Raw genomic sequence first — 11,672 nt, 5'->3', positions numbered from 1 at the left:
CCCGTCCGCCGGTCTCAACGTCTGCGTTGGCAGGTCTCCCGGCTTGCGGAGCAGGCTTTCGCCTTCGATCCCCGCCTTCCCGATTCCAGCTGGAACCAGTGGCTTTGGGTCTCTCTCCGGTCACGGTCGCGGGGGCGGCTGCGCTTCGGGCCTAGCCTTCCGGTTTTGGCCTATCGCATTCCCTCTTCGCCTGTCGTAGGACAGGAACCAACGCGGACCCACCATTCGTCCGTGGCTCGAACTTGTCAAGCCGAAGGAACGCCATGATCTCTGAGGGAGACGAGACGCACGACGAGGCCCTCGATACCGAAGATTCCCTCGGTGCGCGCCATACCGCCAAGATGGCCAGGATCAAGGTTGCCCGCGACCGTATCATGGCGACCAAAAGCGGCGAAAAGGGCCTGATCATCGTTCATACCGGCGCCGGAAAGGGAAAATCCTCCTCTGCGTTCGGCATGATCGTGCGCTGCGTGGCGCATGGCTTCCCCTGCGCCGTGGTGCAATTCATCAAGGGCGCCTGGGATACCGGCGAACGCCGCCTGCTCACGGAACATTTCGGCGATCTCTGCCAATTCCACGCGATGGGCGAAGGTTTCACCTGGGAGACCCAGGACCGCGCCCGCGACATCGCCGCGGCGCGGGCCGGCTGGGAGAAGGCCAAGGAGCTGATCTCCGATCCGAGCCTGCGCATGGTCGTGCTCGACGAGATCAACATCGCACTGCGCTACGATTATCTGGCGGTCGCAGAAATCGTCGACTTCCTGAAGGCGTCGAAGCCGCCGATGACCCATGTCGTGCTTACCGGGCGCAACGCCAAGGATGAGCTGATCGAGATCGCCGACCTCGTCACCGAAATGACGCTGGTGAAGCATCCGTTCCGCTCCGGCATCAAAGCCCAGCCGGGCGTGGAGTTCTGACGACAATCATCATGGCGCGCGCATTGATGATCCAGGGAGCAGGCTCGGACGTCGGCAAATCGCTGATCGTCGCGGGCCTCGCGCGCGCTGCGGCGCGACGCGGCCTGCGCGTGCTGCCGTTCAAGCCGCAGAACATGTCGAACAATGCAGCCGTCACCGTCGATGGTGGCGAGATCGGACGTGCCCAGGCGCTGCAGGCGCTCGCCGCCGGCGCAGCGCCACACACCGACATGAACCCGGTGCTGCTGAAGCCGGAGAGCGACGTCGGCGCCCAGATCATCGTGCAGGGCAAGCGGATCGCGACCGCACGCGCGCGGGAATATGCCGCAATGAAGCCGTCGCTGATGGGCGCGGTCGAGGAGAGCTTTGCGCGGCTCAAGGCTCGCGCCGATCTCGTGCTGGTCGAAGGCGCCGGCAGCCCAGCCGAGGTCAATCTGCGCAAGAACGACATCGCCAATATGGGCTTCGCGCGCAAGGCCGGTGTCCCCGTCGTGCTGGTCGGCGACATCGACCGCGGCGGCGTGATCGCGCAACTCGTCGGCATCAAGACGGTGATCGACCCTGATGATGCCGCGATGATCCAGGGTTTTGTCATCAATAAATTCCGCGGCGACCCGACGCTGTTCGATGACGGTTACCGGCTGATCGAGGCACGCACGGCGTGGCGTGGTTTTGGCGTGCTGCCCTGGTTCGCCCGCGCCGGCGATTTACCGGCGGAGGATGCGCTCGGGCTCGGCGAGGCGCGCAGGCCTGGACAGTGCAAGATCGCCTTTCTCGCGCTGTCGCGGATCGCCAATTTCGACGATCTCGATCCGCTGAAGCTCGAGCCCGGCGTCGATCTCGTGATGGTGCGTGCAGGCGAAGCGATCCCGGGCGACGCAAAACTCGTCATCCTGCCCGGCTCGAAATCGACCCGCGGCGACCTCGCCTTCCTGCGCGCGCAAGGCTGGGACATCGATCTGCTGGCGCATCATCGCCGTGGCGGCCATGTGCTCGGCCTGTGCGGCGGATATCAGATGCTCGGGCAGAGTGTTACCGATCCCCAAGGGATCGAAGGTCCCGCCGGCGAGACCCGAGGTCTTGGGCTGCTCGATATCACCACCGTGATGACCGAACAGAAGACACTGACGCGCGTCACGGCCGTGCATGCCGCCACGGATCAGCCGATCTCAGCCTATGAAATCCACATTGGACACACCGACGGGCCGGATCGCGCGCAGCCATTCGCGCTCGTCGATGGCGCGCCGGAAGGTGCTGTTTCCTCCGATGGGCGTGTGCATGGCAGCTATCTGCACGGCCTGTTCACCTCGGACGATTTCCGAAAGGCCTTCCTCGCCAAGCTCGATATTCCCGCCGCCGATCAACCCTATGGCGCGAAGGTCGAGAGCGCGCTCGATGCGCTCGCCGATCACATCGAGGCTCATCTCGACGTCGAAGGGCTGCTCGCGCTGGCCCGCTGAAGCTTCAAATCGAAAGCGCCGCGGCGAGGCGCGACCACTCGGTGTCATCCCCGGGCAAACCAAGACGCAGCCATCCCAGCTGTTTCTGGAACACACGCGACCAGATTCGGCTGCGTGCCAGCTTTTCCTGCGCGGCGAGCGCATCGCCGGTCTCATAGAGCCGAAACAGCGATGTGCCGCCGACCAGCTGCCAGCCCTGTACCTCCGCTTCCCTGTCGAGGCGGACACTGTCGCGCGCCAGGCGAGCCGACGTTGCTTTCGCCCAGTCGTCGTCAAGTAGCGCACGCCGCCCGATCGCAATCGCCGCACCCGATACCGGCCATGGCCCCGCCATCGCCGCAAGGGCCGCGATGTCCTGCTCGCTACCGATCGCAAAGCCGAGCCGCAAGCCGGCCAGCCCGTAAAACTTTCCGAACGATCGCAGCACCAGCAATCCCGGTCGCTCTGCCTCCGCTGCCAGCGAGAGGTCAGGAACGGCATCGGCAAAACTCTCATCGATCACGAGCCGGCCGACCTGCGGCAGCAGCCCCAGCAACTCGCTCCGGCCGTGGCATCGTCCATCCGGATTGTTCGGATTGACCACGATCGCAAGATCGGCGCCCGCAAGCGCTTTGAGATCGGAGACCTCCGCGACGTCCCAGCCGGCAGACGAGAGAACCGCGGCATACTCATTGTAAGTCGGTGCCAGGACGCGCGCCCGGCCGCGCGGCGCGAGATGCGGCAGCAACTGAATGGCGGCCTGCGCGCCGCCCATCGCCACGATCGGCGCATCGGTGGCGTAGGCATGCCGTGCGGCCTGATGCAGCGATTCGATCAGGGATCGCGACGGCAAGGCGCTCCACTGTCCGGGCTCGACGTCGAGGACAGGATAAGGCAACCGATTGATGCCGGTCGACAGATCGATCCAGTCTTCCGCCCGGCCACCGAAGCGTTCAACCGCGACATCGAGATTGCCACCGTGCTCACGCATCCGCCGGCTCCTTCACACAAGCGCCAGGATCACGAGCGCTCCACCCAACACCAGCATGGCGCGACGATAGAGTTTTAGCCCCGCGTCGATGTCGGCGGCACCAGGATCACGCGCGCCCGCGTTGAGCCAGGGTTCATCGGCGATGCTGCCGTGATAGGTGCGCGGACCGCTCAGCCGCACGCCGAGCCCGCCGGCCATCGCCGCTTCCGGCCAGCCGGCATTCGGCGAACGATGGCGGCGCGCATCGCGCAGCATGCACGACCACGCCTGCGATGGCTTCGGCGCGAGCAGCACGAACAGCACGCCGGTCAGGCGTGCCGGAATCAGATTGGCAAGGTCGTCGATCCGGGCGGCGGCCCAGCCAAAGGCTTCGTGCCGCTCGGTGCGATGGCCGATCATCGAGTCCAGCGTGTTGATCGCCTTGTAGCCGACGATCCCGGGCAGGCCCAGCAGCGCGCCCCAGAACACCGGCGCCACGATGCCGTCGGATGCATTTTCGGCGAGGCTCTCCAGCGCCGCGCGCGCGATACCGGCGTCATCGAGCACAGCGGGATCACGCCCGACGATCTGTCCGACGGCCGCGCGGGCCCCCGCGATGTCGCTGCCGCCCAGCGGACCAGCGACCGCGGCGACATGATCGTGGAGCGAACGCAAGGCAACCAGGGGCCAAGCCAGAATTCCCACCAGGATGACGCCGATCCATCCCGCGCCAAGCGCCGCCTGAACGGCCCAGGCGAGAGCAGCGGCGAGCGCAATCACGACAACGGCCGCAGCGACGCCGGCCGCGCGGCGCAGCGCGGGCGGATCGGCGCTCCGGTTCCAGCCGGTATCGACGGCATGGATCAGCCGGCCGAGCCAGGTCACGGGATGACCGATGCGGGCGAACAGCCAGTCGGGCCAGCCGATCAGGGCATCCATCGCCATCGCCACCGCCATCGCTCCCGCAAAGCCCACGCACTTTTCTCCCGCCCCGGCCTCCCCTGATGGGCAAGACATCGGCCGAGCGCAAGCCCCGGGCGGCGGATTTCGGCTTTGTCTTTGACGGCGTTTGGTGGTTATAGCGGGCGGTGCAGGAGATCATGATGGCGGTGGTTTTGATCACGGGCGGGGCGCGATCGGGCAAGAGCCGGCGTGCCGAAGCGCGCGCGAAGAGCTGTCCGGGGCAGCCGATCTATGTCGCGACCGCCGAAGCGCTCGATGCGGAAATGGACGCGCGCATCGCCGCCCACCGCGCGCGACGGGGACACGACTGGATCGAACGCGAAGTGCCGCTCGATCTCGTCGAGGCGCTGTCCGCGACCGATGGCGGCGGCGCGCGGCTGGTCGATTGCCTGACGCTCTGGCTGTCGAACCTGCTGCACGCGGAGCGCGACTGGTCTCAGGAGGTGACGCGCCTTGCCGACGCGCTGCCGCGCCAGCGCAGTCCGGTCGTGCTTGTCACCAACGAGGTCGGCCTCGGCATCGTGCCCGACAATGCGTTGGCGCGGACATTTCGCGATGCTGCCGGCCTGATGAACCAGGCCATTGCCGACGTCGCGGATGAAGTGGAATTCGTGGTGGCCGGCCTGCCGACGAAGCTGAAATGACCGTTGCCTTCGACGATACATTTCGCCGCCAGCTGCACGAATTGTTCGTGTGGCGCCGCGACGTCCGGCGTTTTCGCACCGATCCGCTGCCCGACGGCGTCATCGAGCGACTGATCGAGATCGCCTGCCTGTCGCCATCGGTCGGGTTGAGCCAGCCCTGGCGATTCGTCATCGTCGACGATAAAGCGCGGCGCCGCGCCGTGATCGACGACTTCAAGGCCTGCAACGCCGATGCCCTGCAAGCCTATTCCGGCGAGCGCGCCGCGAAATACGCGTCGCTCAAGCTGGCCGGCCTCGAAGAGGCGCCGGGCCATCTTGCCGTGTTCGCCGAAAAGGAAGGCCCGATCGGCGCCGGCCTCGGCCGCGCCACGATGCCGGAGACGACCGAATATTCCGTCGTGGCTGCGATCGCTTCGATGTGGCTGGCTGCGCGGGCCGACGGCGTCGGGCTCGGCTGGGTCTCGATCCTCAATCCAGTCCGCGTCCACGACATTCTCGAGGTGCCGGAAACCTGGAAGTTCATCGGCTATCTCTGCATCGGCTATCCCGAAGCCGAGTGCGACCGGCCCGAGCTTGAGCAGGCCAAATGGGAATCAAGGCGAGGTCCGGGTGAGTTCACCATCCGACGCTAGTTGGCGCGATGACATCGCGTCCCTGGTCTTCCCGATCGGGGCGCACGGCGCGATCTGCGCCGTTCATCGCGGCGCTTTCCGCACCCTGCTCGGTGCGGACCCGACGCCGGACGCCTGCCTCGGTCATTTCGCGCGCTTCGAGGCTGCATTCCGGGCCGCGGCGCGCGCCAAAATTGCGCGCAAGCGCATTGCACCGGGTACAAATCTGCATCTTACCAGTCGCGACATCGCCCGAAAGCTGCTAGAAGCCGACACAAGAGAACGCGGAGAGCAACCATGAGCCAGTCCCAAGTCACGGACCTGCAAGTCACGGACCTGCAAGTCACGCATATGCCGGTCGCCGTCGGGCAGCAGGCGGGACGGCTTGCGCAGTCGTTGATGGCTATGGCGCTGGGCCTGTTCATCGTCGGCGTCGTCGGCTTCTCCCATATCGACGTGATCCACAACGCCGCGCACGACGTGCGCCATTCGAACGCGTTCCCCTGCCACTGACCTCTGCAGCATGGGCACCTTTCGCTCGATCGTCTTTTCCTCCGTCATTGCCGGGTTCATCGTTGGCCTGATCGTCACCGCGGTCCAGCAGGTCGGCACGGTACCCCTGATCCTCAAGGCCGAGGTCTACGAGAAGGCTGCGGAACATCATCAGCATGGAGCTGCCATCGCGACGCCTCAGGTGACGCTGGTGCATGATCATGCCGACCATGATGCGGGCGCGGAGGCCTGGGAGCCGCGCGACGGCCTGGAGCGCAATGCCTACACGGCAGCGGCAAACATCCTCACCGCGATCGGATTCTCGCTGTTGCTTGCCGGCTTCCTCTCCGTTCGCAGCGGCGCGACCGGCGAGCCGGTCTCGTGGCACGAGGGCTTGATGTGGGGGCTCGCGGGCTTCGCCGTGTTCACGATCGCGCCGGGGCTGGGATTGCCGCCCGAACTTCCCGGCGTGCCGGCAGCGCCGCTGCTGTCGCGCCAGATCTGGTGGGTGACGGCGGTGCTGGGAACCGCGGCCGGCCTCGGACTGATCGTATTCCGGCGCTCGATGCCGTCGGCGATCGCAGGCGTGGTCCTGATCATGCTGCCGCATCTGATCGGCGCGCCCGAGCTGGAGCATGTCGAGACCAACGTGCCCTCGTCGCTGTCGCATCAGTTCGTGGTCGCGGTGACGCTGACCAGCCTGGTGTTCTGGTCGTTGCTCGGCGGCCTGACCAGCGCCGTGTTCGCGCGCTTCGATCGCGCCTCGACCTAATCGGGCATTCGATACACGACATTGCCTTCGAACAGGCGGCGCGCGGTGCGATAGACCGCGCCGTAGTCGGCCTTCAGGCCGCCATCGCTTCCCGACACGCCGGCATCGACCAGCGTGACGCCCGAAGGATGCGCGATCCGGATCGGCCCCTTTGCCCGGCACAGTCGCGCCGGAATGCTGCCGGGAATCCGCGTCGCCACCGCAAGGCAGATCGCGCCGGTGATCGGCGTCGCGCGATGCGGCTGGCCGACCGAGATCATCCGCACCCAGATGTCGGCATCATCCGCCGTCAACTCGCGCCCGGACAAGGTGCGTCCCGCGCGCGGGCCGGTGACCATCGCGACCTTCGGAATGCCGGTCATTTTCCCCGCGGTTTCGAGATCGCCGGCGATCCCCATTTTGACCGACGCCGCGCGGCGAATCGCTTCCATGCGCTGCAGGAAGGCCGCATCGCCATCGAGCGCATCGGGCAATTCATCGCCGGTCTTGCCGACGGCCTCCGCCGCAACGAAGACACAGGGGTTGGCGGCGTCGACGCAGGATGCCTGCACGCGGCCGAGCCCTTCGACCTCGAGCTCGTCGGTGGCGCTGCCGGTCGGCAACAGCCTCCCGGTCCGCGCCCCGCCAGGCTCGAGAAATTCCAGCCGGATCGGCGCTGCCGCACCGGCGACGCCGTCGATCTCGATATCGCCGCCCGCGGCGAGCGTTCCGCCAAGCACCGGAAACCGCGCGACGATGATTTTCGACGTGTTGGTGTTGTGGATGCGGACCGTGGCCTCGCCGCTGTCGGGACCTCGCACCAGCCCCTCCTCCAGCGCGAACGGCCCGACCGCCGAAGACATGTTGCCGCAATTGGCCCCGTAATCGACGAAGCTGTCGCGGACGCCGATCTGCGCGAACGTATAGTCGACGTCGGCGTCAGGGCGGCTCGGCGGACCGATCACGCAAATCTTCGACAGCGACGAGATGCCGCCGCCCATGCCGTCGAGCTGCCGGCCGTTGGGATCGGGCGAGCCCATCACCTCGCGGAAGATCGGATCCCAGGCATCGCGGCTCGCCGGCAGGTCCGCGCTGCGGAACATCACCGCCTTGGAGGTGCCGCCCCGCATGAACACGGCGCGCAGTCGGGCATTGGCCATGGCGGGTCCCTCTCGTCATCATTGCAACGGCCCGGGACGATATCGCCGGGAACGCAGGCTGTCTCGCGTCGTCTCATGCGGTGACGTCGGTCGCCCCTGCATTGCGGGACTGGCTCGCGCACGCAGGATCGTGCCAGATGGTGGCTGAACATCGGCCAAGAACGAGACTTAAGGGAAACGCGCATGGCGGAGAAGATCGCGGTCATCGGAATGGGGCAGATGGGATCCGGCATGGCGGGACGGCTCAAGGAGGCCGGCCTCGATGTCGTCGGCTTCGACGTCAACGCCGAGCAGCGCGCTCGCCTCACCAAGGACGGCTTCGCGATGGCATCGAGCATCGCCGAGGCGCTGGTGGGCCGGACGGTGGTGCTGACCAGCCTGCCCGATCCCAAGGCGGTGAACGAGGCCTGGCTCGGCACTGACGGCATCGTCGCGCATACCGCCAAAGGCACGCTGTGCATCGAGCTCAGCACCATCGATCCGCAGACCATGCGCCAGGTCGCCGCCGCCGCGGCCGCACGCGGCATCGCGGTGGTCGATTGCCCCGTCAGCGGCAGCCCCAAGGAGGCCCGCGCCGGCAAACTGATCCTGATCGCCGGTGGCGAAGAAGCCGACGTCAAACGCGCCGAGCCCGTGCTGAAGCTGCTCGGCACCGACTGGAAATACACCGGCCCGGTCGGCACCGCGAAGGTGGTCAAGATCGTCAACAACATGATGTCGATGGGCAACGTGCTGGTCGCCGCTGAGGCCTTCGCGCTCGGTGTTGCCGCCGGTGTCGAGCCAGCGAAGCTCTATGACGTGCTGTCGGTGAGCGGCGGCCGCTCGCACCATTTCACCAAACGCTTCCCCAACGCGCTGAAGGGCGATTTCGCGCCGGGCTTCAAGATGGAGCTCGGCGAGAAGGATCTTGCGCTCGCCGTCGAGCTCGGCCGCATGACCAAGATGCCGACGCCTTCGGCATCCGCGACGCGCGAACTCTACGCGCTGGCGCTGGCCGAGGGATTTCGCGGCCAGGATATCGTCGCGCTGCTGATGATGTATCAGAACTGGGCCAAGCCGGATTGATGCTGTCTAGGCGATGCGGCGCTGCTTCGTCTTCGCGGCGCGCAGATCGCGATCCTGCACCAGCACCTTCTCGGCGTAGAGCTGATCAATCTCCTCCTGCGCGAGGCCAAGCTCGCCCAGGATCGTCTCATTATGCTCGCCGAGCAAATCGCCCTTCAGGTCGGTGCGCGGCGCCCATTCCGAGAAGCGCGCCGGTGAGCCGGGAATGGCGAACCTGCCGATCTGGGGATCGTCGACATAGCGCACCGTGCCGCGCTCGATCAGATGCGGCTGCGCCATCGCGTCGTTCAAGGTCAGCACCGGCGCGCAGGGAATCCGCTCCTGCTCCAGCACCGCGACCGCCGCCTCGCGCGACGGGAAGGTTTTCAGCCAGGCCTCCACGATCTCGCCGACTTCGACGCGGTTATCGGCACGGGCGCGCGCCGATTCGAAGCGCGGATCCTTCTCCAGCTCTGGCCGGCCCAGCGCGCGCACCATTTGTGGCCATTGATGCGCCAGCGCGCAGATCACGAGAAACTCGCCGCGGCCGCAGTCGAACACGCCGACCGGGCCGCCATTCGGATGCAGTGAGCCCTCCCGCTGCGGCACGAAACTGTCGCCGCGCAACGACACCTTCGGCACGTTCGCTTCATGCATGTGGAAGTAGGTGTCGAGCAGCGTCGTCTCGATGAACTGTCCCTGCCCGGTACGCTCCCGATGCAGCAACGCAAAGCCGACCGCCATCGCGGCTGCGACGCCGGTCGAGGCGTCGCCGATCGCAACCGGCACCTGCGCCGGCTTGCCCAAGGGATCGCCGATCACGCCGGTGATGCCGGCAAAGGCCTGCGCGATGTAATCGAAGCCCGGCTTATCGCTGAGCGGCCCGGTCTGCCCGGCGAACGAGATCGAGCACATGATCAATCCCGGATTGATTGTCTTCAGCGCCTCGTAGCCGAGGCCGGCGCGCTCCATCACGCCGGGCGTAAAGTTCTCGACCAGCACGTCGGCCTTGGCCGCGAGCTTTCTCAGGATCTCGCGGCTCTTCTCGTGCTTGAAGTCGAGCGCCAGGCTGCGCTTGGAATGGTTCTGCTGGATGAAATAGGTGCTCTGCGAGGTGTTCTTGTAGGCGGGATCGCGCGGCTTCAGCCCCTGGAAGCGCGAGCGGTCGCCGAATGGCGCAAGCTCGATCTTGATCACATCGGCGCCGGCTTCGGCGAGCAGGCGCGTGCAGGTCGGGCCCGCGACGAACTGGGTGATGTCGAGCACGCGATAGCCGGTCAGCATCTTTGGGGGCAGTGTCATCTCAATGATCCAATTTTTGTGCTTCGAGTGTTTCGCGCCGATCGTCGGCCGGCCTCGCGCCGAACAGATTTTCCCGCGCCTTGTCGTCGAGCGACTTGCGGACGGCGCGCCGGCCGACCGCGAGCCCCTTCTGCAACAGCGGACGCGCCCGCAATTCGCCGAACCAGCGCCGGACATGCACGAACTCGTCGAGCGAAAAACCCTGCGCCTTATGGGTCATCACCCAGGGAAAGCAGGCGATGTCCGCGATCGAGTAGTCGTCGCCCGCGACATAGGCGCCGGTTTCGCCCAGGCGGGCGTCGAGCACGCCGTAGAGCCTGTGCGCCTCGTTGCGGTACCGCTCGATCGCGTAGGGAATTTGTGTCGGGGCATAGAGCGAGAAATGGCCATTCTGGCCGAGCATCGGCCCGAGCGCGCTCATCTGCCACATCAGCCATTGCTGCACGGAATAACGGCCGCGCAGGTCGCGCGGCATGAAGCGTCCGGTCTTCTCCGCGAGATAGAGCAGGATCGCGCCGGATTCGAAGATCGTCACCGGCGCTCTCTCTTCGGGTGGATCGCTGTCGACGATGACAGGAATCCGCCCGTTGGGATTGAGTCCGCGAAACTCCGCCGAAAACTGGTCGCCCCGCGTGATATTCACCGGCACGACCGTGTAGGGCAGCTCGCACTCCTCGAGCATGATCGAGATCTTCCAGCCGTTCGGCGTCGGCGCGAAATGGAGATCGATCATCGGAGCCTCCGCGGGGCCGCTCAGGCCGTCTGCTTTTCGCGGGCGAGCGCGAGGCCGGCCTGCTTCAGCCGCCCGTCGAGCATCGGCACCCGGTCGTTGCCCCAGAACTGCTCGCCGCGGAACACGCAGATCGGCACGCCGAAGATCTGGTCCTGCTGGCTCTCCTGCTGCGCCTCCTCGTATTCGCGCTGGCCATCGCCTTCGAGATAGGCACTGTAGTCGGCGCCGGACATGCCGAGCGATTCGATGAAACGCTGCATCGCATCGGCCTCGTCGATTGCGAGCTCGCGGCGGAAGAACAGCTCGTAGACCAGGCGGCTGTACTCGACCAGCCGTCCCTGTTTGTCCGCGAACAGACCGCCGATCAGTGCCGGCGCCGTGTCGTAGATCTTCAACGGGCCACGAATGATCTTCTTGTCGCCGCGCTCGTTCGCGGTGCGCCGCGCATCCATGTAGGAGTACTTGACCTTGTATTCCGAATAGACGCTGCGCTGGCCGGAGCCCTTGATGCGCAGCTGAAACGGCCGCCACTGCACCTTGATGTCGTACTTCTTCTCCAGCTCGAACACCGGGTCGAACGCCAGCCAGGCATAGGGGCTCTTGTAGTCGGAATACATCTTGAGGATTTCGCGGGACATTGTCTCTC

Annotated in this window: 14 protein-coding genes and 1 riboswitch; of the genes, 8 read left to right on the top strand and 6 right to left on the bottom strand. The window is 66.1% G+C overall.

The features are described 5' to 3' along the window. Positions 1-11 precede the first annotated feature (11 nt). Positions 12-227, bottom strand: a riboswitch (cobalamin riboswitch). A gap of 36 nt (positions 228-263) precedes the next feature. Then, on the top strand, positions 264-917 hold the full coding sequence (gene cobO, locus IC762_RS13520; RefSeq protein ID WP_195789268.1) for a cob(I)yrinic acid a,c-diamide adenosyltransferase: 654 nt from the start codon (positions 264-266) through the stop codon (positions 915-917). A gap of 11 nt (positions 918-928) precedes the next feature. Beyond that, entirely contained in the window at positions 929-2,377 is a 1,449-nt protein-coding gene (locus IC762_RS13515; RefSeq protein ID WP_195789267.1) for a cobyric acid synthase, read from the top strand. A gap of 4 nt (positions 2,378-2,381) precedes the next feature. Here the strand turns inward: IC762_RS13515 and cobD are convergent, their stop codons facing one another. Continuing rightward, a complete protein-coding gene (gene cobD, locus IC762_RS13510) occupies positions 2,382-3,347 on the bottom strand; it encodes a threonine-phosphate decarboxylase CobD (protein WP_195789266.1) in 966 nt (321 codons plus the stop codon). A 12-nt stretch (positions 3,348-3,359) separates the two neighbouring features. After that, positions 3,360-4,301 (bottom strand): adenosylcobinamide-phosphate synthase CbiB, encoded by a 942-nt coding sequence (gene cbiB / locus IC762_RS13505; RefSeq protein ID WP_195789265.1) that lies wholly within the window; start codon positions 4,299-4,301, stop codon positions 3,360-3,362. A 128-nt stretch (positions 4,302-4,429) separates the two neighbouring features. Here cbiB and cobU point away from each other — a divergent pair, with 128 nt between their 5' ends. From cobU to IC762_RS13480, 5 genes are read left to right on the top strand one after another with little or no spacing between them, the layout of a single operon-like run. After that, positions 4,430-4,933: a bifunctional adenosylcobinamide kinase/adenosylcobinamide-phosphate guanylyltransferase gene (gene cobU, locus IC762_RS13500; RefSeq protein ID WP_195789264.1), complete on the top strand. Its 504-nt coding sequence runs from the start codon at positions 4,430-4,432 to the stop codon at positions 4,931-4,933. Then, positions 4,930-5,565: a 5,6-dimethylbenzimidazole synthase gene (gene bluB, locus IC762_RS13495; protein ID WP_195789263.1), complete on the top strand. Its 636-nt coding sequence runs from the start codon at positions 4,930-4,932 to the stop codon at positions 5,563-5,565. The genes cobU and bluB overlap by 4 nt, the downstream gene beginning before the upstream one ends. Continuing rightward, positions 5,543-5,845 (top strand): hypothetical protein, encoded by a 303-nt coding sequence (locus IC762_RS13490; protein ID WP_195789262.1) that lies wholly within the window; start codon positions 5,543-5,545, stop codon positions 5,843-5,845. Before bluB ends, IC762_RS13490 begins: the two co-directional genes overlap by 23 nt. Positions 5,846-5,895: 50 nt before the next feature. Then, a complete protein-coding gene (locus tag IC762_RS13485) occupies positions 5,896-6,057 on the top strand; it encodes a CbtB domain-containing protein (protein ID WP_195790119.1) in 162 nt (53 codons plus the stop codon). A 10-nt stretch (positions 6,058-6,067) separates the two neighbouring features. Next, a complete protein-coding gene (locus IC762_RS13480; protein WP_195789261.1) occupies positions 6,068-6,808 on the top strand; it encodes a CbtA family protein in 741 nt (246 codons plus the stop codon). Here the strand turns inward: IC762_RS13480 and IC762_RS13475 are convergent. After that, complete coding sequence (locus IC762_RS13475) at positions 6,805-7,947, bottom strand: 2-methylaconitate cis-trans isomerase PrpF family protein (protein WP_195789260.1); 1,143 nt, start codon at positions 7,945-7,947, stop codon at positions 6,805-6,807. The genes IC762_RS13480 and IC762_RS13475 overlap by 4 nt on opposite strands. Before the next feature lie 96 nt (positions 7,948-8,043). Here IC762_RS13475 and IC762_RS13470 point away from each other — a divergent pair, with 96 nt between their 5' ends. Continuing rightward, entirely contained in the window at positions 8,044-9,012 is a 969-nt protein-coding gene (locus IC762_RS13470; RefSeq protein WP_349629755.1) for an NAD(P)-dependent oxidoreductase, read from the top strand. Between the two features lie 6 nt (positions 9,013-9,018). On the opposite strand, the gene IC762_RS13465 is transcribed toward IC762_RS13470, so the two are convergent. From IC762_RS13465 to IC762_RS13455, 3 genes are read right to left on the bottom strand one after another with little or no spacing between them, the layout of a single operon-like run. Beyond that, complete coding sequence (locus IC762_RS13465) at positions 9,019-10,293, bottom strand: CaiB/BaiF CoA transferase family protein (protein WP_195789258.1); 1,275 nt, start codon at positions 10,291-10,293, stop codon at positions 9,019-9,021. Position 10,294: 1 nt separating this feature from the next. Further along, a complete protein-coding gene (locus IC762_RS13460; protein WP_195789257.1) occupies positions 10,295-11,026 on the bottom strand; it encodes a glutathione binding-like protein in 732 nt (243 codons plus the stop codon). A 20-nt stretch (positions 11,027-11,046) separates the two neighbouring features. After that, positions 11,047-11,664 carry a DsbA family protein gene (locus IC762_RS13455; RefSeq protein WP_195789256.1) on the bottom strand — a complete coding sequence of 206 codons (618 nt, stop codon included), beginning with the start codon at positions 11,662-11,664 and terminating at the stop codon, positions 11,047-11,049. Positions 11,665-11,672 lie beyond the last annotated feature (8 nt).

Origin of the sequence: Bradyrhizobium genosp. L, assembly GCF_015624485.1 — a bacterium.
In the GTDB taxonomy this organism is placed as follows: Bacteria; Pseudomonadota; Alphaproteobacteria; order Rhizobiales; family Xanthobacteraceae; genus Bradyrhizobium.
This window is presented reverse-complemented; position numbering and strand designations above follow the sequence as displayed.

Bases quoted from the DNA above. Each gene is read 5' to 3' on its own strand.
- cobU (WP_195789264.1), top strand. From the start codon at position 4,430: ATGGCGGTGGTTTTGATCACGGGCGGGGCGCGATCGGGCAAGAGCCGG.
- IC762_RS13480 (WP_195789261.1), top strand. From the start codon at position 6,068: ATGGGCACCTTTCGCTCGATCGTCTTTTCCTCCGTCATTGCCGGGTTC.
- bluB (WP_195789263.1), top strand. From the start codon at position 4,930: ATGACCGTTGCCTTCGACGATACATTTCGCCGCCAGCTGCACGAATTG.
- IC762_RS13460 (WP_195789257.1), bottom strand. From the start codon at position 11,026: ATGATCGATCTCCATTTCGCGCCGACGCCGAACGGCTGGAAGATCTCG.
- IC762_RS13485 (WP_195790119.1), top strand. From the start codon at position 5,896: ATGCCGGTCGCCGTCGGGCAGCAGGCGGGACGGCTTGCGCAGTCGTTG.
- IC762_RS13455 (WP_195789256.1), bottom strand. From the start codon at position 11,664: ATGTCCCGCGAAATCCTCAAGATGTATTCCGACTACAAGAGCCCCTAT.
- IC762_RS13465 (WP_195789258.1), bottom strand. From the start codon at position 10,293: ATGACACTGCCCCCAAAGATGCTGACCGGCTATCGCGTGCTCGACATC.
- cobD (WP_195789266.1), bottom strand. From the start codon at position 3,347: ATGCGTGAGCACGGTGGCAATCTCGATGTCGCGGTTGAACGCTTCGGT.
- IC762_RS13475 (WP_195789260.1), bottom strand. From the start codon at position 7,947: ATGGCCAATGCCCGACTGCGCGCCGTGTTCATGCGGGGCGGCACCTCC.
- cobO (WP_195789268.1), top strand. From the start codon at position 264: ATGATCTCTGAGGGAGACGAGACGCACGACGAGGCCCTCGATACCGAA.
- IC762_RS13515 (WP_195789267.1), top strand. From the start codon at position 929: ATGGCGCGCGCATTGATGATCCAGGGAGCAGGCTCGGACGTCGGCAAA.